Annotated in this window: 21 protein-coding genes, 2 tRNA genes and 2 pseudogenes; 24 read left to right on the top strand and 1 reads right to left on the bottom strand. The window is 51.4% G+C overall.

Translation table 11 applies throughout. The features are described from left to right. Positions 1–13 precede the first annotated feature (13 nt). From EH198_RS21090 to EH198_RS21055, 8 genes and pseudogenes are all read left to right on the top strand, one after another. On the top strand, positions 14–1,108 hold the full coding sequence (locus EH198_RS21090; protein WP_246014493.1) for a mechanosensitive ion channel family protein: 1,095 nt from the start codon (positions 14–16) through the stop codon (positions 1,106–1,108). After that, positions 1,098–1,310 (top strand): DUF951 domain-containing protein, encoded by a 213-nt coding sequence (locus EH198_RS21085; RefSeq protein ID WP_124697496.1) that lies wholly within the window; start codon positions 1,098–1,100, stop codon positions 1,308–1,310. The genes EH198_RS21090 and EH198_RS21085 overlap by 11 nt, the downstream gene beginning before the upstream one ends. A 43-nt stretch (positions 1,311–1,353) precedes the next feature. Next, a tRNA-Ser gene (locus EH198_RS21080) sits at positions 1,354–1,444 on the top strand. A gap of 178 nt (positions 1,445–1,622) precedes the next feature. Beyond that, positions 1,623–2,338 (top strand): annotated as a pseudogene (locus EH198_RS21075) (response regulator transcription factor). Then, positions 2,338–3,273, top strand: a complete 936-nt coding sequence (locus tag EH198_RS21070) for a sensor histidine kinase (RefSeq protein WP_124697495.1) — start codon at positions 2,338–2,340, stop codon at positions 3,271–3,273. The pseudogene EH198_RS21075 and the gene EH198_RS21070 overlap by 1 nt, the downstream one beginning before the upstream one ends. Positions 3,274–3,421: 148 nt before the next feature. After that, positions 3,422–4,343, top strand: a pseudogene (locus EH198_RS21065) (ABC transporter ATP-binding protein). Beyond that, positions 4,336–4,977, top strand: a complete 642-nt coding sequence (locus EH198_RS21060) for an ABC transporter permease (protein ID WP_246014492.1) — start codon at positions 4,336–4,338, stop codon at positions 4,975–4,977. Before EH198_RS21065 ends, EH198_RS21060 begins: the two are co-directional and overlap by 8 nt. Positions 4,978–5,129: 152 nt before the next feature. Beyond that, positions 5,130–5,220 (top strand) — tRNA-Ser (locus EH198_RS21055). A 409-nt stretch (positions 5,221–5,629) separates the two neighbouring features. Here EH198_RS21055 and EH198_RS21050 read toward each other — a convergent pair. After that, positions 5,630–5,827, bottom strand: coding sequence for a YjzC family protein (locus EH198_RS21050; RefSeq protein ID WP_124697494.1), 198 nt, complete (start codon positions 5,825–5,827; stop codon positions 5,630–5,632). Between the two features lie 221 nt (positions 5,828–6,048). Here EH198_RS21050 and rpsF point away from each other — a divergent pair, with 221 nt between their 5' ends. The 16 genes from rpsF to EH198_RS20975 all read left to right on the top strand — a co-directional run bounded on the left by rpsF (position 6,049) and on the right by EH198_RS20975 (position 22,351). Then, complete coding sequence (rpsF, locus tag EH198_RS21045) at positions 6,049–6,333, top strand: 30S ribosomal protein S6 (protein WP_036598021.1); 285 nt, start codon at positions 6,049–6,051, stop codon at positions 6,331–6,333. Positions 6,334–6,383: 50 nt separating this feature from the next. Next, on the top strand, positions 6,384–6,887 hold the full coding sequence (gene ssb, locus EH198_RS21040; RefSeq protein WP_124697493.1) for a single-stranded DNA-binding protein: 504 nt from the start codon (positions 6,384–6,386) through the stop codon (positions 6,885–6,887). Positions 6,888–6,908: 21 nt separating this feature from the next. Further along, positions 6,909–7,181 (top strand): 30S ribosomal protein S18, encoded by a 273-nt coding sequence (rpsR, locus tag EH198_RS21035; RefSeq protein ID WP_124697492.1) that lies wholly within the window; start codon positions 6,909–6,911, stop codon positions 7,179–7,181. Between the two features lie 554 nt (positions 7,182–7,735). Then, positions 7,736–9,679, top strand: a complete 1,944-nt coding sequence (locus EH198_RS21030; protein WP_124697491.1) for an endonuclease MutS2 — start codon at positions 7,736–7,738, stop codon at positions 9,677–9,679. A gap of 177 nt (positions 9,680–9,856) precedes the next feature. Further along, a complete protein-coding gene (opp4A, locus tag EH198_RS21025) occupies positions 9,857–11,593 on the top strand; it encodes an oligopeptide ABC transporter substrate-binding protein (RefSeq protein WP_124697490.1) in 1,737 nt (578 codons plus the stop codon). 15 nt (positions 11,594–11,608) lie between these two features. After that, positions 11,609–12,589, top strand: a complete 981-nt coding sequence (locus EH198_RS21020; protein ID WP_342772047.1) for an ABC transporter permease — start codon at positions 11,609–11,611, stop codon at positions 12,587–12,589. 2 nt (positions 12,590–12,591) lie between these two features. Further along, on the top strand, positions 12,592–13,464 hold the full coding sequence (gene opp4C / locus EH198_RS21015) for an oligopeptide ABC transporter permease (protein WP_246014491.1): 873 nt from the start codon (positions 12,592–12,594) through the stop codon (positions 13,462–13,464). Positions 13,465–13,488: 24 nt separating this feature from the next. After that, positions 13,489–13,620 carry a hypothetical protein gene (locus tag EH198_RS25390; RefSeq protein ID WP_281278028.1) on the top strand — a complete coding sequence of 44 codons (132 nt, stop codon included), beginning with the start codon at positions 13,489–13,491 and terminating at the stop codon, positions 13,618–13,620. 261 nt (positions 13,621–13,881) lie between these two features. Beyond that, positions 13,882–14,913, top strand: a complete 1,032-nt coding sequence (locus EH198_RS21010) for an LCP family protein (RefSeq protein ID WP_124697488.1) — start codon at positions 13,882–13,884, stop codon at positions 14,911–14,913. Between the two features lie 204 nt (positions 14,914–15,117). After that, complete coding sequence (locus EH198_RS21005; RefSeq protein WP_124697487.1) at positions 15,118–15,543, top strand: CBS domain-containing protein; 426 nt, start codon at positions 15,118–15,120, stop codon at positions 15,541–15,543. A 256-nt stretch (positions 15,544–15,799) separates the two neighbouring features. Then, a complete protein-coding gene (locus EH198_RS21000; protein WP_179038079.1) occupies positions 15,800–16,102 on the top strand; it encodes a MazG-like family protein in 303 nt (100 codons plus the stop codon). A 6-nt stretch (positions 16,103–16,108) separates the two neighbouring features. Further along, positions 16,109–17,026 carry a DUF2232 domain-containing protein gene (locus EH198_RS20995; RefSeq protein WP_124697485.1) on the top strand — a complete coding sequence of 306 codons (918 nt, stop codon included), beginning with the start codon at positions 16,109–16,111 and terminating at the stop codon, positions 17,024–17,026. A gap of 11 nt (positions 17,027–17,037) precedes the next feature. Then, positions 17,038–19,044, top strand: coding sequence for a DHH family phosphoesterase (locus tag EH198_RS20990; RefSeq protein ID WP_124697484.1), 2,007 nt, complete (start codon positions 17,038–17,040; stop codon positions 19,042–19,044). After that, complete coding sequence (gene rplI / locus EH198_RS20985; RefSeq protein WP_124697483.1) at positions 19,041–19,487, top strand: 50S ribosomal protein L9; 447 nt, start codon at positions 19,041–19,043, stop codon at positions 19,485–19,487. Before EH198_RS20990 ends, rplI begins: the two co-directional genes overlap by 4 nt. A gap of 1 nt (position 19,488) precedes the next feature. Continuing rightward, the gene (dnaB, locus tag EH198_RS20980; protein ID WP_124697482.1) at positions 19,489–20,850 is read left to right on the top strand and encodes a replicative DNA helicase; all 1,362 of its coding nucleotides are present in this window, start codon (positions 19,489–19,491) and stop codon (positions 20,848–20,850) included. A 214-nt stretch (positions 20,851–21,064) separates the two neighbouring features. After that, a complete protein-coding gene (locus EH198_RS20975; protein WP_124697481.1) occupies positions 21,065–22,351 on the top strand; it encodes an adenylosuccinate synthase in 1,287 nt (428 codons plus the stop codon). The last annotated feature ends 252 nt before the right edge of the window (positions 22,352–22,603 follow it).

Raw genomic sequence — 22,603 nt, 5'->3', positions numbered from 1 at the left:
GGGGGAGGAGAGTATGAGTCATCGATTAGGATGGTTGCTGAATGCCGATACCCCGATAGAGACTATGGATCAAGCGGTGGATCAGGCGGTTAAGTTTAAAGATAAACTATGGAACTGGGTAACGGATGCCGATATGTGGGCCAATGTTTTGTTTTCGGGGCTGCGCATTATTTTTATATTTATTTTGACGCGCATTATCATACGGGTGGTATACGGGATCATCGACCGATCTTTGGAACGCAGGACCAGCAAGGGGCTGCTCGCGAACACGCGGCGTTTCTCAACGGTCGGCGAATTGCTGAAGAACACAGTAACAATCGTTTGCAACTTTATCATGATTCTGATCATATTATCGGAGTTCCATTTTGAGTTGGGTCCGCTGCTGGCAAGCGCGAGTGTGCTCGGTTTGGCCATCGGTTTTGGAGCGCAAAGTTTGGTCAAAGATGTGATCACCGGCTTCTTCATTATTTTGGAGGATCAATTTGCTGTAGGCGATGTGATAGCGACCGGCGGATTCAAAGGCACCGTGGAAGTGATCGGGCTGCGCACGACCAAGATCCTTGGCAGCAGCGGCGAAATGTATATCATTCCAAACGGGACTATAGCGAATGTGACGAATTACTCGATGGCTAACGCCTTGGCGATTGTCGATGTTCCAGTGAAAATTGAACGGAGCCTTGAAGAAACGCTGGGCCTCATCCGCCAGGCGCTTCAGGGCATTGAAGAACGCAATAACAATGTCGTGGCGTTTCCGAACGTTCTGGGCATTCAATCGATGAGCACTTCCGAGTATGTCGTTCGGGTGACCGCCAATACGCTGCCAAATAAAAGGGAAGCCGCACAACGTCAAATTCAGAGCGATATTAAAAAAGCGCTGGAGCAGCAAGAATTGAAGGATGCCGAACAGGCTGAAAAAGCAAAAGCGGAAGCGGAAGCCAAGGCGCAGGCAGAAGCGGAGGCTCAGGCGGAGGCAGAGGCGTTAGCCGACGAGGAAGCGTCTTTGCGGAAGTCGAAGCAGCACACCGCGCGCCAGACGGCGAGAACGGGCCTACTGGAACAGGCGGCGGGAAAGGTTAAAGAAGAGGGGGAAGAACCAGATGGAACGTAAGAGCTTTCAACTGGGAGATATCGTGCAGATGAAAAAGCCACATCCGTGCGGAACGAATGAAATGGAAGTCATCCGTATGGGGATGGATATTCGAATTAAATGTACAGGCTGCCAGCATAGTGTACTGATTCCCCGGGCCAAATTTGAGAAAAATTTAAAAAAGGTTATACGTTCCGCGGAAAACCCAGTGGAAAATAATTAAACTTGCCATTCTTCTGGTGGCATGCTACAATAAATCTTGCTGCGGAGAGGTACCCAAGAGGCCCAAGGGGGCTGACTCGAAATCAGCTAGGCGTGTCAAAGCGTGCGTGGGTTCGAATCCCACCTTCTCCGCCACCAAAACGCAAAACTATAGATCAATGAAACGAACCTTCTGCCTTGATAGGCGGGAGGTTTTTTTGTTATGTGAGTTTTTGAGTTCCCTTATCTGAATAATTTTGGTAGTTTGAAATAGGAAAAGAACGTACCTGAAAACCGTCGACTAGACGGGAATTGATTGCGGGAGGGAATTGTGTTGCAGCATCGCATATTGCTGGTCGAAGACGATGAAGCCATCAGTGAGATGGTCCGCTCGTATTTAATGAAAGAGGGCTACCGAGTTGAGAGCGTCTTTGACGGAGAGGCGGCGGAGCAGGCTTTTCACCATAAAGGCCCCTTTGACCTTGTTCTGCTTGACCAGATGCTTCCGGAGCGGAGCGGTATGGATATTCTTCAGAGCATTCGCAAATCCAGTCTGGTACCCGTGTTGATTGTATCAGCCAAGGATACGGATGTCGACAAGGCTCTGGGACCGGGCTTCGGGGCGGATGATTATATCAGTAAACCGTTTTCCATGATTGAGCTTGCGGCGCGGGTGAAGGCGGCCATCCGGCGGGCGGAGTATGCTACGAGCCGCGGCACATCCGGGGAGAGCGTTAATCCGAAGCGGAGCATTTCCCTGGGCCGGTTGACCGTTGATTTTGAAAATTTCTCGGCGATTAAGAATGGGGAAGAGGTGAAGCTGACGGCCAAGGAATTTCATATCCTGAAGCTGTTTATGACCCATCCGGGCCGGGTGTTCACCAAAGCACAGATTTATGGGATAGTATGGGAGGATGAATATTAGGCGACGAAAATGTAATTAACGTACATATGAGAAGGCTGCGGGAAAAGATTGAAGACGATCCCTCCCATCCTGAGTATATCAAAACACTGTGGGGCATCGGGTATAAGCTTGGAGATACGGTATAATGACCGCCGCGCTTGGAGTTGTGATTTGCCTGCTTCTGTTGGGTCTTGTGATGCAGTACCGGAAGTCTCGCCATGATTCACGCCAGTTAAAATACATTCATGAAAAACTGAACGACATCATTTCACGGAATTCACAGGAAAGGCTGCTGCTGTTCAGCACCTCGCCCGAGCTGCGGCTACTGCTGACCGATATGAACCGGCTGCTGGAGATCAACCATGAGGGCATTGCCCGGAGAAATAAACTGGAGAAATCCATGCGCCAGATGCTGGCGAATATTTCGCATGATCTGAAGAATCCGCTAACCGTCGTCCTCGGGTATATCGAAACGCTGCTGCAGGACGGGGATATGGAGGCTGAAGAGCGGGAGCGGCTGCTGGGGATGATACACCGGAAGGCCGGAGAGGTGATCACGCTGATGAACACCTTCTTTGACTTGGCCAAGCTGGAGTCGGGCGATCGGGAGCTTCCGCTGTCACGGGTGGAGGCCGGCGAAGTGTGCCGCAGAAATATTCTGGCCTTTTACGATACCTTAAGTGCCAAGGAAACCGAAGTAGTAATCGAAATTCCCGATGAGCCCTGTTACATGAGGGGAAATGATGAAGCTCTGGACCGGATTCTGTCCAACCTGCTGTCGAATGCGATCATGTACGGGGCCTCCGGAGGGGTGCTGGGGTTAAAGCTTTATAATGATAAGAACACCGTATACTTTGAAATCTGGGACCGGGGAAAGGGGATTTCCGCAGACCATCAGGATAAAGTGTTCGAGCGTCTGTACACGCTTGAGGATTCTCGGAACCGGGTGTACCAGGGAAGCGGCCTCGGACTGACGATTACGAAAAGATTAACGGAGCAGATGAACGGAACGATTTCGCTGGTGAGCAAGCCTTTTGTCAGAACAGCTTTTACGGTAGCCTTCCCCAGGATAAACTTTTAAACCGGCGGACGGTCTCCGGGATTATCGTTCGCTTGGCCTGCTTACCTCCTTATTAAGATTTTTGTAAGAATACGTTAATAAAAAAGAATATTCCGACGGGTACAATAAAAACCAGGAACAAAAGGTAAATCCAAAGGGGGCAGCGGGAATGGCGATCATTCTCCGGACACGGAATTTAACCAAAGTTTACAGAGGGAAAAAGAGCGTAAGCAGCGTAAACATGACCATTAGACAGGGTGAAATCTACGGATTCCTGGGACCGAACGGCGCAGGCAAAACAACCGTGATGAAAATGATTACGAATCTGGTAAAGCCGACGGAAGGCGAAATCGAATTTTTCGGTGAAAATATGACCAGCCGATCTTATGAGATGCTAAAACGAATGGGCAGCATTATTGAATATCCGGTTTTTTATGACAGGCTGACCGCCCGGGAAAATCTGCTGCTGCACGGTGAATATATGGGCTATTACAATCAGCAGGCGATTGCCGATGTGATGGAACTGATGAAGATCTCGGGAGTCGATAAGAAGCCGGTGAAGGAGTTCTCTCTCGGTATGAAGCAGCGTCTGGGCATTGCCAGGGCTGTGATGACCAAACCCGAACTGCTTATCCTGGATGAGCCGATTAACGGTTTAGACCCCGTCGGCATTAAAGAACTGCGTGAATTGTTTCAGATGCTTAGCCGGGAATACGGAATGACGCTGCTCATTTCCAGCCATATCCTTGGTGAAATCGAACAGATCGCCGATACGATCGGCGTCATTCGCGAAGGTGTACTGCTTGAAGAGGTAGCGATGGAATCCATCCGCAGCCGGAACCCGGAATACATCGAGCTCGTGACAAGCTCAGTCAGCAAAGCGGTTTATGTGCTGGAGGAAAAGACTGCACCTGTCCAATTTTAAGATGATGGATTTCTGTACAATCCGGATTTATGATGAAGAGGTTTCGCAGCATGAACTAAATAAGGCGCTGGTTATGGAGAATGTTGAAGTAGAGAGTATTAGTAAAAGCAAATCTACGCTGGAAGATCATTTCATGAGTTTGATTGGGGGTGAGGGCATTGCATAAGCTTATTTCTCTGGAGATCCGTAAGCTTAATCTGGCAGGGATGCGGAAAGGCATACTTATCACTAACGCGGCTATTCTCGCCTTCATGATTCTGGTGGTTTTCTTTGACCAAAGCGAAATTGAAACCTATCCCGAAGTTTTTGAAGCGTTAAATATTTTTATAAGGGCTTCATTTATTATCTATGCTTCCGTCCTGATCAGCAAATTGGTTATTGACGAATATAAAAATAATACGATTACACTGCTGTTTACATACCCTATTTCGCGTATAAAGCTGATGTATGCGAAAATAATCATCGTGTTTTTGTTTGCCTTGATTAATATTGTGGTTTCGGTTGCAGTACTGGGGGCCGTCATGGTCGGCATTAACAGCTTCACAAATGCAATTCCCGGCGATATCACTGCCGACCTGCTGATTTCGGTGTTGATCAAGACCGTTGCCGGCGCCGTATACGCTGCGGGTATAAGCCTGATCCCTATATATATAGGAATGCGCAAAAAATCAGTGCCGACCACCATAGTCAGCGGGGTGCTGGTCGCCTCGCTAATCTCGTCCAACTTCGGCGGAATCCGATTGGGGAATTTTGTGTTGGTTTCGGCATCCCTCGGCCTGCTGGGAATGGCTATTGCCTAAAATCCATCCGTAGGGTGGAACGGGATGATATCGCCTGACAGCCGGGGAAAATATACGGCCACCGATGGCGACGAGAGCGCTTTTTCTAAACATCAGCTTGCCGAAATGAGTTCATTTATGTTATGATATTAGAAGTGTATTTATGATGCAGTGGAGAGGTACCCAAGAGGCCCAAGGGGGCTGACTCGAAATCAGCTAGGCGTGTCAAAGCGTGCGTGGGTTCGAATCCCACCTTCTCCGCCACTACCATCTCAATAACAGCTAACAGCAAACCTTCGTCCATTGGATGGAGGTTTTTTTGCATATTATAACAGCTCTGTCATATTCACAGGAGACGGGAATGCGATGCTTTTGCCCTGGCATTCCGCTCGTTACACAGCAAAGAAGGACCCTTTCGGGCCCTTCCAGAGGCAGCACTTGAATGATTTTGGAATCTTTCTGTAAAAAGCTGCTAAAGCGAGTCAGGAAAACTAAAGGCTGTTGTCATTTACGACTTGGCCGTCAGCGTGATCCTTTGCCAACAATAGTTGCTGCAACAGAATTCCTGTGATTGTGTTCGACTTCATTGTCCAACGGAACCACACCTCTCTCTTGTGCTGCCTGATTATAGTATGGGTCAGGACATCTCGTTTTATACATAGCTGTTAAAAAATTAATGCACGCGCGCTTTCTCGACCTTTTTCCACTTACGGTTCTTGTTGGTCGTCTCCGGGAAAGTGTCACCTTTCTCCATTTTAATCGACTTCGGATTCTGGATTTCCGTATGGAAGCTCCGCGCCTCGCCTACCTCCGTATAAATTCCGGGGTTCGGGGCCTTTTGGCCTTCTTCAAATTCAGTTTGCTCACCCATTCTGTCCCCTCCTTTCCGTCTCTAAAAATCGCTTACTGTCCTATTGTGCGCATTGCTCCACGGCTTCATGTACGGAAGGGAAGTCCATAATCAGGGCAGGATATAAAGGAATAGTGCTTGCAACTGCTTTTCAAATTTGGTATATTATTATAGTTCGAGTTTGTGCTCGATCCTTGCTCCTGACCCGATCAGGGGCCTTAGACCATAAGGAGGTGAAAGTTATGCGCAAATACGAAGTGATGTACATTATTCGTCCTGACATTGAACAAGAAGCCGTTCAAGCTGCAGTCGAAAAATTCCAAGGCATCATCTCCAACGGCGGGGAAATTACGAAGCACGATGTGCAGGGTAAGAAACGTCTTGCGTATGAGATCAAGAAATTCCGTGATGGCGTTTATGTTCTGGTTAACTTCAATGCAGAACCTGCAGTAGTTTCCGAATTGGAACGTCTCATGAAAATTTCCGACGAAGTTATTCGTTATCTCATCACGAACGACGTTGCCTAAGAGCACGTAGTTCGCTTTGTAAGGAAATCGCTCCAAGGAGGGGACCAAAAATGTTGAACCGTGTCATACTGATCGGCCGATTGACCCGCGATCCTGAGCTGCGTTATACGCCTGCCGGCGTTGCCGTAACCCAGTTTACGCTTGCCGTAGACAGACCTTTTACAAGCCAAGGCGGCGAACGTGAAGCGGATTTCATTCCGGTCGTAACCTGGAGACAGCTGGCGGAGACCTGTGCCAATTACTTGCGCAAAGGTCGGCTGACGGCGGTAGAGGGTCGTATCCAAGTTCGGAATTACGAGAATAATGAAGGCAAGCGTGTATACGTAACCGAAGTTATTGCCGATAATGTCCGTTTCCTGGAATCTTCCCAGAGCCGTGAGGGCGGAAACGCATCCGGCGGGGGGGATATGCCCGAGCCACCTTCATCCGGCGGCGGCGGCGGCGGACGCGGAAACAGCGGAAATAGCGGTTTCTCGCGCAACAACAATAATCAGGATCCCTTTTCGGGCGACGGTAAGCCGATTGATATATCGGACGATGATTTGCCATTTTAAAACGGAAGGACTGAAAAGACAATGGCTTTTAAACAAAGAGAAGGCGGAGACAACGACAAAAGACCTCCACGCCGTGGCGGCCGCAATAAACGTCGTAAAGTATGCTTCTTCACTGTGAACAAAATTACTCACATTGACTATAAAGATACAGAACTGCTGAAGAAATTCATCAGCGAGCGCGGTAAAATTTTGCCTCGCCGTGTAACCGGCACGAGCGCAAAATACCAACGCGCCCTGACGATCGCAATTAAACGTTCGCGTCAAGTTGCGCTTCTGCCTTACACTACTGAATAAGACAGGCCTAAAGACAGCCGGATTACCGGCTGTCTTTTTTTGCGTTACCATTCTCAGAAGCGAATGAGCTACAAGTCCGATTGCAGCAATTAGCGGATTGACGAAGCCAATCAAATATAGTAAATTTATACCATCCTATAACGAAGGGGAAATTTTGATGTCGGTGAGCGTTCTTAACTAAGCAATTTCATATCACCTGCAGGCAGGCTGTTATTTTGCTCGCTGAAGAGTATGCTTATTCAAGTGTGCCCGGAAGCGCATGATAACGTGTCTTTTTTGACATGGCGAGGCTGTGCCTATGGTGAATGATTTAGTTAAGAACACGCGACGCGTCAATGGCCTCTTTACGGCTGTTATCCCGTCAATGCGAACAAACCGTGCTCTTGAGCGCGGTTTTTTTGTTTATCTTAAGAAAGGGCTATTAAAGCCCGGACCGGGATAGGGATCAGTGTAGAGATTAGGGCAAGGAATGCCGCTGTGGCATTCTTTGCCCTTTTTTGCGTTACGGATGAAATAAAGAACGTTGAACCGACAACCCATGAGGAGGAAAAAACATGCATTTCCAAAGCCGGCAAACGCTCGAATACAATCTGATCAAGGAAGAAGTTGGACGTTATGCCGTCTCCTATGTCGGAAGGTCGCTAATTGCGGAGCTCGAGCCGATGTCTGAACTTACGGCAATACACAGAGCGGTGGAAGAGACGGCGGAGGCCAAGGAATTATTAATGAGAGGATCGAGCGTGCCAATACCCTCATTGGAGGGGATCGAATGGGTCATGTCGCTGCTGGGAACGGGATATCTGTTCAATGAGCAGGATTTTACGGCGGTGGGCGTATTCCTGAACAGCTGCGGTCAACTGCGCAAGTATATGGCTTCCAAGGATGCGTCCCTCCGGATTGGAGTGTATGCATCCTCGCTGATGGAGCTGAAGACTGTAAAAGCGGAGATCGAACGCTGCATCCGGTTCGGCGTCATTGACGACGGGGCGAGTAAGGGACTGGAGAAGGTTCGCAAACGGCTGAGAGTAACGAAAGACCGGCTGCTCAAGAAAATTGAGAGCGTCATGTCGCGTCACCAGTCCATTTTGCAGGAGAATCTGTACAGCATGCGGGGAGGCCGCTATGTGATTCCGGTCAAGCGCGAATACCATAAGCAGGTGAAGGGTTCGGTGCTCGATCAGTCCACAAGCGGACAGACGGTGTATGTGGAACCGGAAGAAGTAGCCGCACTGCAAGGAGAACTGGAGATGCTGACCAGCGAGGAGGCGCGGGAGGAGGGCATCATTCTAAGTATGCTGACCGGATTGATCGAAAGGGAGCAGGATGCCCTGCGGCTGAATATCGAAATTACGGGTGTGTATGATTTTATATTTGCGAAGGCCAAATATGCCGCTGCGACAGGAGCGGGAGCGGTATCCTTCAATGACCGGGGATATATGCGGCTTATCGGGGGCAAGCATCCGCTGCTTGATTGCATGGTTCCGATCGATGTGGAATTTGGACAGGGTTATAAGTCGCTTGTAATAACCGGTCCGAATACGGGCGGAAAGACGGTTCTGCTGAAAATGGTAGGGCTGCTCGTGCAGATGGCTCAATCAGGGCTCCTGATTCCGGCTGATAAAGAGAGCCAGCTTCCGGTATTTTCCGAGGTCATGAGCGTGATCGGAGACGGGCAAAGCTTAACGCAGTCGCTCAGCACTTTTTCCGCGCAGATGAAGGGTGTGGATGAAATGCTGCGCGCCGCAGGCCGGAATGTTCTTCTGCTGATCGACGAGCTGGCGGCAGGCACGGACCCGGGTGAGGGAATCGCTCTGTCAATCGCCATTTTGGAGGAGTTAAGCCGCAGAGGAGCCAATGTTATCGTCACAACGCATTTTAATGAGTTAAAAGCATTTGCTTCGGCAGCGCCCCAGTTCCAAAATGCGCGAATGGAGTTTGATCCGGTTACGCTCCGTCCGCTATACAAGCTGACGATAGGGGAAGCGGGCCACAGCTATGCGCTGCAAATTGCGGAGAAGCTCGGTCTTGACGCCGGAGTGATCGAACGATCGCGGCAAATTGCCGGCAGTCAGCCCCGGAAACAGCTTGGCGAACAAGAGATGCGCTTGTGGTATGATAAAGAAGGAAGAAGGGAAGAGAATGACGCGGCCGGGAACGGAAAAAGCCATGCGGAGAATGAGCCAAAGGTTCGTCCGGAACAGCCGCATTCTTTTGAAGTCGGGGACGTGGTCTATATTTCTTCTCTTGGCAGAACGGGAATTGTATACGAGAAACGGGATTCTAAAGGCTTGGTGGGCGTCATGGTGCAGAAGCATAAAATGCAAATTAACCAAAAACGTCTGAAGCCGTATTTATCTAAAGAGGAGCTCTACCCTGAAGACTACGATCTGGATATTGTGCTCGAAACGAAAGAAAACAGGAAGAAGCGCAAGTTGATGGGGCGTAAGCATGTGGAAGGCTTGATGATTGTTAAAGAAAAAGAGAGGGATGAACGATAGTAATAAAACATATTGACGCAAGTTATATTGCATTGTATGATGTTTGAAATTTTGTTGAATTTAAATTTATATAACCGGTCTACAAAGTTGATCGGAATTGACCGATGGTTTATTTATTGACCACTGGATTGGGAAAGCGTTCACAACTTTTTTTAACCAAGAGAGAGGAAGGAACCAATGAACAACAGTAAGGTAATCCGAGCATTTGCACCGCTGCTCCTCGTTGTACTGCTGCTGTCCGGCTGCAGCGGAGCGGATACTTCGGACAATCGCGGCGTGAGAGAGCCTTCCTCTCATGTAACGGCTACCGGAGGAGAGCCGAAAGCGGGAGGGACGGTAACGTACGGCTTTCCTTCTCCGTTCAAGGGATTGTTTGAACCGGCTTTTTATGAAGGTGAAGATGATTTCCATGTTCTGGAGTTTATAACCGAGCCGCTGTTTACGGTCACGGGCGACTTGACCACCGCCCCCGGTATCGCAACCTGGGAGGAGTCGGCCGATCATAAAACGTTCACTTTTAAAATAAAACAGGGCATACACTGGCAGAACGGCGCTGAGCTGACCGTAGAGGATTGGAAATTTGCGCTTGAGGTCATTGCCGACCCGGACTATACCGGCCCGCGCTTTTACAGTGTGGAAATGATTCAGGGCGCCGAGGCCTATCATACTGGAAAGGCGAAGCAAATCTCGGGCATCCAGGTTATTGATCCCTATACAATGAAGGTTACGGTCACGGCCGCCCGTGTGAATACGATTGATAATCTGTGGGCGTATCCGATGAATAAGAGTTATTTTGCCGGAGTGGCGGTAAAGGATATGCCGAACAGCGACCAAGTGCGAAAAGCTCCAATCGGCATCGGACCGTTTAAAGTGAAGCATATTCAGCCGGGCGAATTTGTTGAACTGACGAGGTTTGATGATTATTACAAGGGCAAACCCCTTCTTGACGGCGTGCTGTATAAAGTATTCGACGACAAGCTGATTGCAAGCCTGTTCGAGCAGGGAGGAGTCGATATCGAGCAGGCGCCGCGGGATGCGTACGAAAGCCTGAAAAAGCTGAATAACATTACGCTTATGCAAACGCCTGATTTGTCTTATGAGTATATCGGCTTCAAGTTCGGACATTGGGACGGCAAGGCACAACAAATTGTAATGGACAACCCCAAGTTTTCGGACAAAAGACTGCGGCAGGCGATGTACTACGCTCTGGACCGCAAAGGGATCATAGACGCCTTCTCTTACGGACTCGGCAAGCTGGTGGAGACGCCGATTTCCAGTAAAAGCTGGGCCAAGGTCCCGGAGGACCAAATCAATCGGTACCCGTATGATCAGGAGAAGGCCAAGAAGCTGCTCGATGAAGCTGGTTATAAGGATACGGATGGGGACGGCTTGCGCGAAGATCCCAAGGGAACGAAGTTCGTGATTCATTTCGACGGCATGGTCGGCGGCGCAAATGACGAACCGCGCACCGAGGCTATTCTGCAGAATTGGCGGGAAGTCGGCTTGGATGTCAGGCTGAACGGCGGAGCTCTGAAGGAAATGAACACCTTCTATACGGCGGTGGAGGAGGATGATCCGTCAGTGGAGCTGTTTAACGGTGTCTGGGGATTGTCCAATGATCCGGACCCTTCCGGACTCTGGAGAGAAAATGATCAGTGGAACTATCCCCGGTGGTCCTCTGAGGAGAACGAACGGCTCATCCGGGAAGGGATAAGTCTGAAAGCGTATGACCGGGAATACCGCAAGCAGGTGTATTATGACTGGCAAAAATTAATAAATGAAGAAGTGCCGATGATTTTCGTTGCGGAACGCGAGACGATTACGGCGGTAAACAAGCGGCTTCAGGGTGTAAAGATCAATACGCTGAGCAATATTATCGAGCCTTACAAGTGGTGGGTAAAAGACAGCGAATAGGGAGGCCGAGTTGGCATGCTGCTAAAATTTGCGCTTCGCAGACTGGCAGGCGCGGTGCCGCTGCTGCTTCTGGTTTCGGTCGTCGTGTTCGCACTGGCCAAGCAGATGCCGGGCGACGGTCTTGGGGGAGGACTGAATCCGGGCAACAAAGACCCCCGTTATGTTGCGGAAATGAGGGAGAAGCTTGGATATGACGATCCTTTGCCTCTCCAGTATTTTCGCTGGGTTAAGGATGCAGCTTCCGGATATTTCGGGCAATCCTTCCTATTCAAAATGCCTGTCGGCGAGCTCATCGGCCAGCGTCTGCCCGCAACCCTGCTGCTGACTGTCCTGTCGCTTCTCATTACGTATGGAAGCTCTCTAACTTTGGGAATGATCGCCGGCCGCAATCCGGGAAGACCGGTCGACCGTTTTATCCTGACGGCCAGTTATGTCACCTATGCAGTTCCGACCTTTATTGCGGCAATCTTCGCTATTTATATATTTGCGGTTGTCCTGAACTGGGTGCCTCTAGGCGGCACGGTTACGGCTGCTGCTTCGCGGGGATTATGGTCATCGCTGGGAGACCGGGTAGTTCATGCTCTGCTTCCCGCTGCCGTGCTGGGCATGTTCAATACGGCGGCCTATACGCAATTTTTGCGGGGGGAAATCGTCGAGAACAGCGGCAAAAATTATGTGCGGACGGCCGTGGCCAAAGGCATATCCAGATCCTCAGTTTATAACCGGCATATTCTGCGCAATTCGCTCCTTCCACTCGTTACCTTTCTGGGAATGGATATAGGAGGCCTCCTCGGTGGCTCGGTAGTCATCGAAAATCTGTTCTCCTATCCGGGTATCGGAACGCTGTTTGTGGCAGCGGTGTCAGGCCGGGACTATGCGGTGATGATGGCGGTGACGCTAATGACGGGTTTCATGATCGTTGCTGGAAATATTGTGGCGGACTTGCTGTATGGCCTGCTCGATCCCCGCATACGCGCGGGTTACAACGGAGGATGAAAATGAAGCACAAGAATGCGCCTGCTTCTCGGATCGGCGCCGCTGTCCGCAAATTTGCCGCAAATCGTCCCGCCGTCGTTTCGCTGCTGTTTCTAACTGCTGTAATAACGCTGTGCCTGCTTGCTCCTTGGCTTACAGACTACGACCCGATGAAGATCAGCCTCCGGAGTCTGAATAAGGCTCCAAGCGCTGGGCACTGGCTGGGCACCGACAAGGGAGGCCGGGATGTTGTTTCCCGTCTGTTATACGGCGGCCGGACGACGCTATGGATTAGTCTTTGTGTGTCCGCAATCATAGCCGGTGTAGGAACCGCGGTGGGGGTCCTGGCCGGTTATTTCGGCGGGGCGGCGGATTCGCTGCTGATGCGGGCTGCTGATGTCGTGCTGTCTTTTCCTTTTTTGATCTTCGTCATTGTCGTGAAGAGCATCGATCCGGACGGCGGCGTTTCTTCGCTCATCTGGACGGTGGGGCTGCTGGGCTGGGGCGGATTCGCTCGGATCATAAGGGCCAAGACGCTGGCCGAGAAAGAAAATGAATATATGCTGGCTGCGCGCTCACTGGGAGCTGGGACGCTGCGGATATTGACGCGCCATCTGCTGCCGGGTCTGCTCGGTCTGTTTATCGTCAATCTGATGTGGACGGCCGCAGTCATGATCGGTGTTGAAGCGAGTCTGAGCTTTCTGGGCTTCGGCGTCCCGGCCGGGCAGCCAAGCTGGGGAAATATGATGACCGATGCGCTCTCTCCGGAAGTCATCAGGGAGCGGTGGTGGATATGGCTTCCTGCCGGTCTGCTGATTATCGGAGTTATTCTTTCGATCAACTTTATCGGCGAGGGGATCAAAGAAGCGTTTCGAGTCCAAGAGAGGCATTTATAATGACGCCGTGTCATTGCAGTCGTAATGGGCGCGGGCACCCGGGAGGAGCGGTTTAAGGAGACGGCTGAGCTGTTCGACTACGCTTTTTTTATGGACCTGTCGCCGGCCCGGCGTTTTGGATACTTGCTGGGACGTCTCGGCGGCGCCTTCGGTTAAGGAAGCATTCTGCCGTTGTTGGAGAACGGCGGAATGCTTTTTTAACCAAAAGTGTCGATTTTTGTTGTTTCTTTTTCACTTCATAGTGATTACAATAGTAATATTGTTTATTTCAATAGAATCTGCCCGAAAGGAGGAACGTCAGCATTAGTGCCGGTGAAGATCCTGCTGACTGCAGAACCAATTCATGACCGCTCCGGTCATTCCAAATAGAAAGCACAGCGATCATCGTCTATTCTATAATAAAAGAAGGAATCCGATATGAAAAAAAAGTGGAAAAAAAGATATATTGCTCTAATCATACTTCTGGTCATTGTTGCCGGAGGGGTTTTGCTTCGCAAGCCGCTGACGGTTCTGGCTTTTGATCTGTTCTTGTCGGACAAGGTCGAGAGTACGCTTCAGCAGAAGTCCTACCAACCGCTTACGAGTGAAGACAACACCGTCAAGCCTGAGCCCATTGCTTATAAGAGCGACCCCTTCTCCGTCATGCTTCTGGGCACCGACCAGCGCAAGACGGAAACGGCCCGTTCCGACACGATGATCTATGCGGTTGTCCGTCCTGAGGATTACAAGTTGCTGCTCATTTCCATTCCCCGCGATACGTATACGGAGATTATCGGCCATGACGGCAACAAGAAGGACAAGATTACCCATGCTTACGCTTTCGGCGGCCAGCAAATGGCCAAGGACACGCTTGAGGCGCTGCTGGGGCATCAAATTCAATACTATGCGACCATTAACTTTCAGGGGCTGAAGGATACCGTCGACGCCTTGGGCGGACTGCCTCTTCCGATTAAAAAGACGATCGAGAACAAAGGCAAAGACCATGAGAAATTTACGATTGTGGGCGGGAAGTCTCTTTATAACGGCGAGGAATCCCTGAACTATGTGCGCTACCGCGAAGACAGCGATTTTAACCGTACCAAGCGCCAGCAGGTCTTTCTGGATGTGCTCGCGAACAAAATGCTGTCGCTCAACCAAATCGGCAACGTGACGGAACTGCTCAACATAATGGGCGAGAATTTCAAGACCGATATGCCGCCTTCCATGGTTACCGGCCTGGCCAAGAAGTTCATGGGAGGCAAGGAAGCGGATATTTCGAGCTTCACCGTTATGGGCGAGGGTGCCCGTATTGACGGCGTCTATTATGATGTTGTGAACGAAGAGGATCTGAACAAAGCGAAGGCGATGATTGACAACTGGATGAATGCCGGAACGCCGGCAGATCAGTTGATCGAGCCGGGAAAAGCGGGCGACGCGCTGGAAGCCAAGGCAACGTCCGCAGCCCAATAAAGCATCTCGTAAAAGAATGATATAGGAAACCATCGCAAGCAGCAGCCCTGGTCAAAAGTTACCGGCTGCTGCTTGTTGTTCCTATGGTATACTATTGTTGGAACTGCGATAAGATCTGTACGTACAAAATAAAGCGGACCCCTACGGGTAGAAAACAGGGGGAGAGCCGTTATTCCTTGGGGACTTTTGAGGAGGACCTAGAAGATGAATATTGCGTTTTTCCTGCTTCCGAAGCAGGAGGTGACTTGCGTTACGCTGGATTCGACCTTGCGTCAGACGCTTGAGCGAATGGAGTACCACCGGTACACGGCCGTTCCGATCCTGAACAAGCATGGCGAATACGCCGGTACCGTGACGGAAGGTGACCTGCTCTGGTATATGAAAGAATCGGCGGGAAAGGTCACATTCGAAAATGCTTCGAAATTTTTGCTGAAGGATGTTCCGCTGCGGATGAACAATAAGCCGGTATCCATCGATGCAGATATGGAAGATTTGATTAATCTGGTCAAAGTACAAAATTTTGTGCCGGTTGTGGACGATATGAACCGGTTCATCGGCATCGTCCGCCGCAGCCAAATTATCGAGTACTGTGAAAAGTTCGTATCCCGAAAATCGCAGGAATCCTTGTAAGCGGGAACAATTTCCGGCAAGGAGCTCCGCAGGGATGCAGCCTGTATTTCCGACAAAGGGGATGCGGGCTTTTTTTAAGGGATAAGAGTTTAACGCACCTGTAAAAGCCCTCGATCAGAATGGCGCAGCCGTTTCTTATTCGAATGCCCTTCATCCTGTGATCGGGTCCGGGCCGGAGGGTGCCGTGTTGCGGAAAGTCATTTATGCTATAATGGAGAATAAAGCTTTTTCCCGGAGGTAGATAGACGTGTCCAACATGCCGAAGGATTTAGATGTAGCCAAGCGGGCCAAGGTCATCGAGTGGCTGAAGACCGAAGTCATCGATCAGGTTTCCCGATTGTTTAAAGCGCTGTGGGAAGGGAGTACCGGGAGGGTTAGCGACAGCCTAGCCAGCTTGATTATGAGTTCTTATATTCTGGGGCGCAGGCTTGGCATATCGTACCGCGATCTGGATGAGGCGCTGCTGGAGAAGCTGAGAAAGCACCGTCAGGAAGGCCATCAGCTGGAAGATTGGTATCAGGATATATCTGCGTTAGAAGAACATATGCGTAAGAGGTGAACATTGTTGAAATATCGCTGGACATCCGCGGCCTGGAGTGTTGTTTATCTTCTCCTGCTGCTATCCCTGTCAACTCCTTTTCTAATTATCACGACACTGTTTATGATTATTCCGGCCGTCCTGCTGTTCACCACGCTGAATACAAGGCAGTTTATACTATCGATTGTGCCCGTATGGCTGATACTGGGGCTGATTAGTCCGCTATATATATTGATAGCCGCCTACTTGCTTGTTCCCGCGCTGGTAATGGGACGATGGTACAAGAAAAAGGCTCCCGCTTCTTCGGTGATTGTTGCCGGCACCATTACTCTTCTCGGGGAGTTTCTGCTGCTTCTCCTTTTGGGCAAAACGCTCTTCCAGTTCGATCTGTACAATTATGTATATGATGTATTGAACGAGATGCGTACGATGGCCCTGTCCCCAATGCAGGAATTCGGTATGGGGAATCTGCTGGGGGGAAGCTCTGAGGATGTCGGCAACAACAGCCGCGCATTCATTCAGGTGATTCCTATGGCGCTGATTGTGTCTTCTTTCTTGATTACAGTGATTACACACTCCATCGTCCGGCCTATTCTGAACAGCATGGGATACGCCGTGCCGAAGCTTAAACCTGCCCGCGATTGGAGAATGCCGAAATCGTTTATTTGGTACTATTTGATCGCTGCCGTGATTCAGCTGTTCTTTTTAAAGTCGGATAACAGCCTCCTATTAATGATTACGGCCAATTTAGTGCCGCTGCTGCGGATATGTTTTATAATCCAGACGATCGGGTTCTTCTTCTTTATCGCTCATGAGCGGAATTGGAACAGGATCATTCCGGTTATACTTGCGGTATTGGCCATTATGCTGCCGCCGCTGTGGATTATCGGGATTATCGACCTGGTGGCGCCGCTGCGCGAAATGGTCACCAAATCGAAACGATAGGGTGAGAGCTCATGCCAAAATTTTTGCAAAGACGCTGGCACGGCTATCACACCGTCTGGGCGTTCTTGCTGCTGCTGGTCCTAATTATTGTCGTCAGTATATATAACTGGGTGCTGGGTATTGTCAGCCTGTTTCTGGCCGGGACGCTGTGCTTCACCATGCTGAAAGCCGAGCTTTCGTTTCGGCGGAATCTTGTGGAATACATCAATGGTCTCTCATTCCGCATTAAGCGGGTAGAGGGGGAGGCCATCGGAACGCTGCCGCTGGGCATTATTCTTTACGGCGAGGATCGCTCGGTGGAGTGGAACAACCGCTATGCGGGGGAAATTTTTTCGCGTAAATCGCTGTTGGGCGAGCCGCTGCCGGAACTGCTGCCGGACCTCGTGCCGGCCGCTGCCGGCGGGCCTCCAGTCAAACGGGAAACAGGCAAGGAAGGAATTCAGAAGGAAGTGCGCATGGAAATCAGCGTTGACGAGCGCTACTTCCAGGCGGTTGTTATTCCAAGCGAGCGGCTGCTGTACTTATATGAAATAACCGAGCTGATCGATCTGCGGCAGCGGTACGAGGAAGAAAAGCTGGCTCTTGGCATTCTGCTGATGGATAACCTTGATGAAGCTGCGCAGGGAATGGACGATCAGCAGCGGACGTCGCTGATCGCTAAGGTAACGAGCGAAATTACCGAATGGGGCAAGCAGTTTGAGGTTTATCTTCGCCGCCTTTCTTCGGAGCGCTATATGATGCTGCTGAATTACCGCAGCCTGCAGGCGCTTGAAGAGAGCCGCTTCGTCATTTTGGACGAAGTACGGGAGATGACGGCCGATTTGAAGGTGCCGATGACGCTGAGCATCGGTCTGGCCTTCGGGGCGGAGTCGGCGAGCGAGCTCGGGGCGCTGGCCCAGTCGAGTCTTGATATGGCGCTCGGAAGAGGCGGCGATCAGGCTGCGGTCAAGGCGGGTCAGCGACTTTCGTTCTACGGCGGAAAGAGCAACGCAGCGGAGAAGCGCACCCGCGTGCGCGCGCGCGTAATCGCGCATGCCCTCCGCGATCTGATTCAGGAGAGCGACCGTGTCATCATTATGGGACACCGCAATCCCGATATCGACGCCGTGGGAGCCTCCATCGGCCTGCTCCGTGCAGCGCAGATGTATAACGTGGAGGCCGACATCGTGCTCGAAGGGCCAAATCCGTCCATCACGCGCATGCTGGAGCAGCTTCGCAGAGATGAAGAGCTGTACAGCTCTTTCATCACGACCGAACAGGCGCTGCAGGTGATGACCGAGCATACGCTGCTGATCGTAGTCGACACGCACAAGGCTTCGATGACGATGGAGCCGCGGCTTGTTCAATATGCCAGCCGGATTGTCGTCGTAGACCATCACCGGCGGGGCGAGGAATTTATCAACGAAGCCGTGCTCGTCTATCTGGAGCCGTATGCGTCCTCCACCTGTGAGTTGGTGACGGAGCTGCTGCAGTATATTCATGAGAAGGTCAAGCTCAGTACGCTGGAGGCGACGATGCTGCTTGCCGGCATTACGGTGGATACGAAGCATTTTGCCCTCCATACGGGATCGCGTACATTTGAGGCGGCGGGCTTCTTGCGGCGGCTCGGCGCCGATACCATTTTGATTCAGCGGATGCTGAAAGAAGATTTGCAGGAGTACATCTCGAAAGCGGAAATTATCAAGCATGCCCGGATGGTGTATGACCATATCGCCCTGGTGGTGACGGCGCCGGGCATGAAAATTCCGCAGCTCCTGATCGCCCAGACGGCGGACACGCTGCTGGGAATGACGAATGTGCTCGCCTCCTTTGTGATCAGCGAGCGCCCAGACGGGCTGATTGGCATCAGTGCCCGCTCGCTCGGAAGGATGAACGTGCAGGTCGTCATGGAGAAGCTGGGCGGCGGAGGGCATTTGACCAACGCGGCCGTACAACTGGAAGGAACAAGCAAGGAAGCAGAGGCCAGACTGCTCGAGGTGCTGGCGGAAATTGAAGCGAAAGAGGGTCTGTTCGAATGAAGGTCATATTCATTAAAGACGTTAAAGGTCAAGGCAAGAAGGGTCAAATCAAAGAGGTGTCGGAAGGCTACGCTACCAACTTCCTGCTGCCGCGGGGCATGGCCCGTCCGGCTACCGAAGGAAATATGAAAACAATTGAGAATCAGGCTGCTGCCGAGCAGCGCCGCAAGGAGCAGGAGAAAGAAGAAGCGCAGCAGCTTGGAGAGAAGCTGAGCGAGCTTACGCTTTCGATGAAAGCGAAAGCGGGAGAGGGCGGCCGGTTGTTCGGCGCGATTACGAGCAAGCAGATCGCCGAAGCGCTGGTGAAGCAAAGCGGCATAACCATCGACAAGCGTAAAATCGAGATGGATGAGCCGATCCGCCATCTGGGCACGCTGCAGGTTCAGGTGAAATTGCATACGGAAGTCAAGGCCGTGCTGAAGGTTCAGGTAACGGAGGAGTAGTATGGGCGGAGATCTCTTTTTCGATCGGGTTCCCCCGCAGAATCTGGAAGCGGAACAGGCGGTAATCGGCGCAATCCTGCTGCAGGACGAAGCGCTGATTTCGGCCATGGAGCGGGTGAATACCGAAGACTTTTACGACAAGCCGCATCAAATGATCTTTGAGGCGATGATACAGCTCGGAGAAGAGAACCAGCCGATTGATTTGGTTACCCTGACGGCCAAGCTTCAGGACAAGGGAGAGCTTGAAGACATCGGCGGGGTCAGCTATTTGGCCAAGCTTGCGCATGCGGTGCCTACGGCGGCCAATGTCGATTATTATGCGCAGATTATCGAAGAGAAGGCCATGCTGCGCAGGCTTATCCGGACCGCGACGCAAATCGTAAGCGAAGGCTACACCGGCGGCGAGGATGTTGCGGATATGCTGAGCGACGCCGAACGCCGCATTCTCGAAATCTCCAACCGGAGAAGCGGCAGCGGGTTCATCGCCATCCGCGACGTGCTGATGGAAGTGTTCGACCGGGTGGAGATGCTCCACCAGAACAAGGGGGGCACGTCCGGTATTCCTTCCGGCTTTGCCGATCTCGACCATATGACGAACGGTTTTCAGCGCAATGACCTTATTATTGTGGCCGCCCGCCCTTCCGTGGGCAAGACGGCCTTTGCGCTGAACATCGCCCAGAACGTGGCGGTGCGCGCGAAGGAGACGGTAGCCATCTTCAGTCTGGAAATGTCGGCCGCCCAGCTTGTGCAGCGGATGATCTGCGCCGAAGCGAATCTGGATGCGAACATTATGCGTACCGGCGATTTCAAGAGCGACGATGACTGGTCTAAGCTGACGATGGGGATTGCGTCGCTTTCGGAATCGGAAATCTATATCGACGACACGCCGGGCATAACCGTGGCCGATATTCGCGCCAAATGCCGGAGGCTGAAGAAAGAAAAAGGGCTGGGCATGATCGTGATCGACTACCTCCAGCTCATCCAGGGCCGCGGCAAGGGCGGTGAGAACCGCCAGCAGGAGGTCTCGGATATTTCCCGGACGCTGAAGCAAATCGCGCGGGAGCTTGACGTGCCGGTAATCGCCCTATCCCAGCTCAGCCGGGGCGTCGAGCAGCGCCAGGATAAGCGGCCGATGATGTCGGACCTCCGGGAATCGGGTTCGATCGAGCAGGATGCCGATATCGTCGCATTCTTGTACCGGGATGATTACTATAATCAGGAAACCGAGAAGAAGAACATTATCGAAATTATTATCGCCAAACAGCGTAACGGTCCTGTCGGCACGGTGGAGCTTGTATTTTTGAAAAATTTCAACAAGTTCGTCAACTACGAGCGCGCTCACTCCGAACCATTTGCAGGTTAAGGATAATCATGACAATTTCCGAACGATTGTACATTTCTTGGTGCAATCGTTCGTTTTTGTTTGACTTTAAAAAAGACGGCTGTTACACTGATAATTGTGCTTTAGCGGATTAAACCGTCTAAAGCGTCCGTCAGGGCTGCGTACATAGCGGTAAAGTACAGAGCCCTATAAGAAAAATAATGGTGCTTATGGCAGCACCTACGGAGGAATGAACATGTCCACGGTAGTCGTTGTGGGAACACAATGGGGAGACGAAGGCAAAGGCAAGATCACGGACTTTCTGGCAGAGAGCGCGGATGTGGTCGCCCGCTATCAAGGGGGCAACAATGCCGGCCACACGATTCTGATTGACGGCAAGAAATTCAAGCTCAGCCTGATCCCGTCGGGCGTCTTCTATAAAGACAAGACCTGTGTCATCGGCAACGGCATGGTAATCAATCCAGCCGCCCTGATTGAAGAAATCAATTATATTCACGAAAACGGGTTCGACACGGAAAATCTGGTCATCAGCGACCGCGCCCATGTCATTATGCCCTATCATATGGTGTTGGATGGACTTGAGGAAGACCGCAAGGGCCCGAACAAAATCGGCACGACCCGCAAAGGCATCGGTCCCGCTTATATGGACAAGGCGGCCAGAAACGGTATCCGGATTGCTGATTTGATGGATGCCGAGGAGTTCGAACTGAAGCTGCGGCACCTGATGAATGAGAAGAACCAGGTCATCACTCAGGTGTATAGCGGTGAGCCGCTTGATGTGGAAGAGACACTGCAGCAGTATCTGGAGTATGCAGAAGTTCTGCGACGCTATGTAACCGATACGTCGGTCGTACTGAACGACGCCATCGACGCCGATAGCAAGGTGCTGTTTGAAGGCGCCCAGGGCGTGATGCTCGACATCGACCAAGGAACGTATCCGTTCGTAACGTCGTCCAACCCGTCCGCAGGCGGCGTCTGCATTGGCTCAGGCGTAGGACCTTCCAAGATCAAACAGGTCATCGGAGTGGCCAAATCGTATACGACACGCGTCGGCGATGGTCCTTTCCCGACAGAGCTGAACGACGAAATCGGCGATTTAATCCGCGAGACCGGCCATGAATACGGCACCGTTACCGGACGTCCGCGCCGTGTCGGCTGGTTCGACAGCGTCGTTGTCCGCCATGCCCGCCGTGTCAGCGGCCTGACCGGACTGTCCCTGAACTCGCTGGACGTACTTAGCGGCCTGAAGACGGTTAAGATTTGCACCGGCTATAAATACCGCGGGGAGGTAATTACTCATTATCCCGCAAGCCTGAAAATGCTGGCCGAATGCGAAGCGGTCTACGAAGAGCTTCCAGGCTGGAGCGAGGATATCACCTCGGCCAAGACGCTGGACGACCTGCCGGAGAACACACGCAAGTATGTTGAGCGCGTGTCCGAGCTGACCGGTATTCCGATTGCGATCTTCTCAGTCGGACGCAACCGCGACCAGACGAACCAAGTTCTGCCGATTTACGAATAATAAGCGGCAAGACCCCGCGATTATACGTATTTAGAGCATTTTGCGAAATGCTGATTTTAAGAACCGCAGAGAGCCTTCAACGGCTTCCTGCGGTTTTTGTGCGTGTGCAGATTTCGCACATGGTCGCCCATTTGCCTCAGCGCAACTCCTTAACTTCCGCATGAATGAGCGTACCTAACGTTTCCCGAAGCAGATAACGGTCAATACTTGAAAGATAGCAGACAAACGTTTGGATTTGGATACAAGCGGGAA

Origin of the sequence: Paenibacillus rhizophilus (assembly GCF_003854965.1) — a bacterium.
Taxonomy (GTDB): domain Bacteria; phylum Bacillota; class Bacilli; order Paenibacillales; family Paenibacillaceae; genus Paenibacillus_AQ; species Paenibacillus_AQ rhizophilus.
Note: the sequence above shows the minus strand (reverse complement) of the source record. Positions and strands in the feature narration are given on the sequence as shown.